Consider the following 3,425-nt stretch of genomic DNA (forward strand, 5'->3'; position numbering starts at 1 on the left):
AAGCGCTTGAGAAAGGGAACGCTCCGGGCCTCCTCACCCTCCGCCGCCGCGCGTTCCCGTTCCGCCTTGGGCGTGAAGCGGTCGGCATAAACGAGGGTCACGCCCTTCTCGCCCTTGCGGACATGGCCGCCAAGCGAAAGCGCTTGCCGGAAGGTGAGCCAGTTCTGGGCGGCGAAGCCGCGCTCGATGACGGCGCTCCAGAGGATCAGGATATTGATCCCCGAATAGGCATTCCCCGTCGCCGCATTGCGCGGCAGACCGAGCCCCGCTTTCGCTTCGTCCCAGGGCTGCACCCAAGGCACGCGGCCCGCTTCGAGCTCCGCGACGATTTTTGCCGTCACATCGGCATAAAGCTGCGGCCCCGCCTGCCTCCCGGTCTGACGATTATGTTCTCCGCGCATCGGCCAGCTCCCGTCAAAACCCGCCGCGTCTCTCCCGGAAGCGGGATGGGCGGCGAGAAGCGACCGGAAGGCCCGCCGTCAGAGGCGGGACGCACCGAAGGCCGGAACGAAGTGGAGGACCCGGAGCGCAAGCGGAGGGTTGCGGCCTGCCGCGGCGGGCCTAGAAGGGAGCGCCGCCCATCACGCGTGAGGGGGAGACACTTCAAACAAGACGCCGCGCGAGAGCGCGGCGGCCTTAGCCCTTGGGCTTGTAGAGTTCCTTGAGAACCTCACCGGGATCGTCGCCAAGCGCCTGTACGATGTCGACGAATTCGATAACATCGAGACGACGTTCGCCGCCTTCATATTTGGCGACAAAGGATTGGGTACGCTTGAGCCGCGCGGCGACATCCGTCTGCGTCAGGCCTTTCGCCTTGCGAAGCTTGATCAGCAGCGCCAAGAGCTTGCGTTGACGCGGCGTGCGAAGGGTCTTGGACATTCGGCCGGACCGGCTTGAGACAAAACGGTCCGACCAAATAATCCCAGTTTCGGATTATCCCATTTTAGGATATTTTGATGCAGTGCGAACTTGACTGATGGGACGAGATCGCCCTTCGCCACATCCGAAAAACAAGGTGATCGAGTCTCAGCCCGATCTGTCCGGACGCAGGAGATCGAGATGACTGACACCCAACGCGGTCGCGAGTTCATAAAGCGTCACGACGGTTGGATTGCGGCGGCCTTGTTCGAGCCCGCTGATGTATTGCTGGCTGAAACCGGAAATCTCGGCGAACTGTTCTTGGGTCAGACCCTTTTTGAGCCTGATCCGCCTGACATTGTCGCCGACCGTCTTGCGCATATCCATGCGCCAAGGTCAGCGGATTACATACTTTAAGTTTATCAACTATAGTATGTTATTCGGATGGCACGGAACCATGAGCGGAGCGGGACATGCCTAAGCCGGAACTCAATCCAGAGATCGTCGAGGACGTCCCTTGGTCGGAGACAATCACCGACTATGACGAGCGTCATCTGATCGTTTATCTGCGGTTGCTCGACGCCGTCGCAGCCGGCGCGTCGGATGAGGCGATGTCGAGGATCGTTCTGGGTATCGACCCCGCGCGAGAGGCCGAGCGATCCCGCAACGCCCTGGCGAGCCACTTGCGCCGTGCCAGATGGATGTCGGATAATGGTTACCGTCATCTTCTCACTACCGGGGCGCACTGAGCTCCCTCATCGCAACAATTTTAGATAACCGCCATTCATCAGGTCGCGGCCGCGTCTAATGGCGCGGCGCACTTGGTCGCAGAGATGGTTCCGCGGATCGCGCCAGTCAGCCTCGACACGCTCCGCACCGAACAGCGCAACCGCGACCTCGCGCTGGGATGCTCCAGCGAGATAGCCGTCCAGCGCCTGCAGAACTCGGGAGAGGCGTCGAGCGCCAAGGTCCGGCGGATAAAATTTCGTTCGTAGCGTCTCGGTGCACACAAGGTCGTTCAGCCGCCTGAAGCCGCGCCATCTTGTCTCCGAATAGGGCGTCATGGGCAAGACGTTCGCAAGCACCTGCACCGGGCGCGTAAGGCATTCGCCAGTAACAGACAGTTGCAGGAACCGGCCCTGGTCGGCGCACAGAAGATGTTGAATGTCTTCTCCGGGGATGAGGACATTGCGGCATCGCAGGCGGCTTAAATTCAGAAACCGGCCCGACACGTGACCGACATTCTGGCTCGCAACGACCGGAAGAACACTCGGGCAGAACTCCGGCATCCAGAAAATATTCGCCTCGCGCGCGTCGCGATCGGGCGTTTCGAAAAGGAGCAAGCCCCATTCCCGTGCCTCGGACATTTGGTCGCCGGCGGACCAGGTCTCATCGGGCGGGCTGCCATCCGGCGGCCACGTCACGCCAAGATTTGCAGCCGCGCTCCTGTAGGCGCGATTGCGGCGCAAAAATTCCCACGCAAGCCCATGCGCCGACAAGGCCTGAAGCCACTCATATTGCTCTGTGTTTTGCCATTTCATGGGACCGGTTCGAAAAGGAGATAAGTCGCCGGAGCCTTCTATTCCGGTTCGGATATGGTCAATGGACCGCTCATCTGGTGAGGACGATCCATATCTGCGCGAGTGACATGGGGTTCGGGTCTTTGACCGTCGCGAAGGCATTGCGCGCCGGGGTCCGGGACGGGGACACCGTTCCAGAACACCGTGCCGTCGAAGTCGAGTTCGAGATCGACGACCTGCGGCTCCGTCTCGGGCGGCGGGGCTGACAGGTTCTGCGGCATGTCGAGCTTCACCGCATGGGTCTGGATCGGGATGGTGATGATCAGCATGATCAGCAGCACCAGCATGACGTCGATCAGGGGCGTCGTGTTGACCTCCATCATCACGTCGTCTTCCTTGCCGTCGCCGACATTCATGGCCATGGGTTCACTCCTGCTGCGCCGCGCCGGAGACGGGCTCGGTGATGAAGGCGACCTTCTGGATGCCGTCGCGCTGACAGGTGACAGTCACCCGGCCGATGAACTCGAAGCCCGTATTCCGGTCGCCCCGGACATGGACTTCCGGTTGCGGCTCCAGCACCGCCACTTCCTTGATCCGGTCCAAAAGTTCGCGATTGTCCGCCATCTTCTCTTTGTTCCAGAAGACGGCGCCTTCGCCGTCGACCGCCGCACGATGTTCTCCGGCCACGCCTGGGGGACGACAAGCACCTCACCATGATCGAAACCCAGTTCGGCAATATCGATCAACAGCTCAAGCGCTATTCGCGGGCGGCTTGAGCCTGAAGGGTTGGTGGACTGACATAAAAAAGGGACGCATCCTGGATGGTCCGTCAAAGTCCCAGAACGGCCTTTGCGATGACATTGCGCTGGATTTCGTTCGAGCCGCCATAAATCGAAGCGGCGCGACCGAAATTATAGGCACTTGTCACGCTCACCGCATAGGCGGGCCCGACGGGCGCTTCATTGGCGATTCCCATCAAATGTTCCCTCTGGAACGGCATGGCGTAGAAGGCGGCTGCTTCGACGGCAAGCTCCGACAACGCCTGCT

The 3,425-nt window shown here is 60.9% G+C and carries 8 protein-coding genes and 1 pseudogene; 1 reads left to right on the forward strand and 8 read right to left on the reverse strand.

Annotated elements, in window-relative coordinates; translation table 11 throughout:
* The 3 genes from VMR03_RS13485 to VMR03_RS13495 all read right to left on the reverse strand — a co-directional run.
* Positions 1–401 (reverse strand): ArdC-like ssDNA-binding domain-containing protein (locus VMR03_RS13485; protein ID WP_325406065.1); only part of this gene is annotated, 401 nt, incomplete at its 3' end.
* Positions 402–636: 235 nt separating this feature from the next.
* Positions 637–879, reverse strand: coding sequence for a helix-turn-helix transcriptional regulator (locus VMR03_RS13490; RefSeq protein WP_325406067.1), 243 nt, complete (start codon positions 877–879; stop codon positions 637–639).
* A gap of 147 nt (positions 880–1,026) precedes the next feature.
* A complete protein-coding gene (locus VMR03_RS13495; RefSeq protein ID WP_290891735.1) occupies positions 1,027–1,245 on the reverse strand; it encodes a helix-turn-helix domain-containing protein in 219 nt (72 codons plus the stop codon).
* Positions 1,246–1,331: 86 nt separating this feature from the next.
* On the opposite strand from VMR03_RS13495, the gene VMR03_RS13500 reads away from it, so the two are divergent.
* Complete coding sequence (locus VMR03_RS13500) at positions 1,332–1,607, forward strand: DNA -binding domain-containing protein (RefSeq protein WP_290891734.1); 276 nt, start codon at positions 1,332–1,334, stop codon at positions 1,605–1,607.
* A gap of 6 nt (positions 1,608–1,613) precedes the next feature.
* Here the strand turns inward: VMR03_RS13500 and VMR03_RS13505 are convergent, their stop codons facing one another.
* The 5 genes and pseudogenes from VMR03_RS13505 to VMR03_RS13520 form a co-directional block, all read right to left on the reverse strand.
* Entirely contained in the window at positions 1,614–2,201 is a 588-nt protein-coding gene (locus VMR03_RS13505; RefSeq protein WP_325406071.1) for a DUF2285 domain-containing protein, read from the reverse strand.
* A 9-nt stretch (positions 2,202–2,210) separates the two neighbouring features.
* A pseudogene (locus VMR03_RS19010) lies at positions 2,211–2,540 on the reverse strand (transcriptional regulator domain-containing protein); the annotation flags it as partial.
* Positions 2,438–2,800 (reverse strand): ExbD/TolR family protein, encoded by a 363-nt coding sequence (locus tag VMR03_RS13510; RefSeq protein WP_012110719.1) that lies wholly within the window; start codon positions 2,798–2,800, stop codon positions 2,438–2,440. The gene VMR03_RS13510 and the pseudogene VMR03_RS19010, both read right to left, overlap by 103 nt.
* A gap of 4 nt (positions 2,801–2,804) precedes the next feature.
* Complete coding sequence (locus VMR03_RS13515) at positions 2,805–3,065, reverse strand: ExbD/TolR family protein (protein WP_293325866.1); 261 nt, start codon at positions 3,063–3,065, stop codon at positions 2,805–2,807.
* 142 nt (positions 3,066–3,207) lie between these two features.
* The coding region (locus VMR03_RS13520) for an acyl-CoA dehydrogenase family protein (RefSeq protein ID WP_414693185.1) at positions 3,208–3,425 on the reverse strand (218 nt) is incomplete at its 5' end.

The sequence above is a fragment of the Parvibaculum sp. genome (assembly GCF_035511255.1).
GTDB lineage: Bacteria > Pseudomonadota > Alphaproteobacteria > Parvibaculales > Parvibaculaceae > Parvibaculum.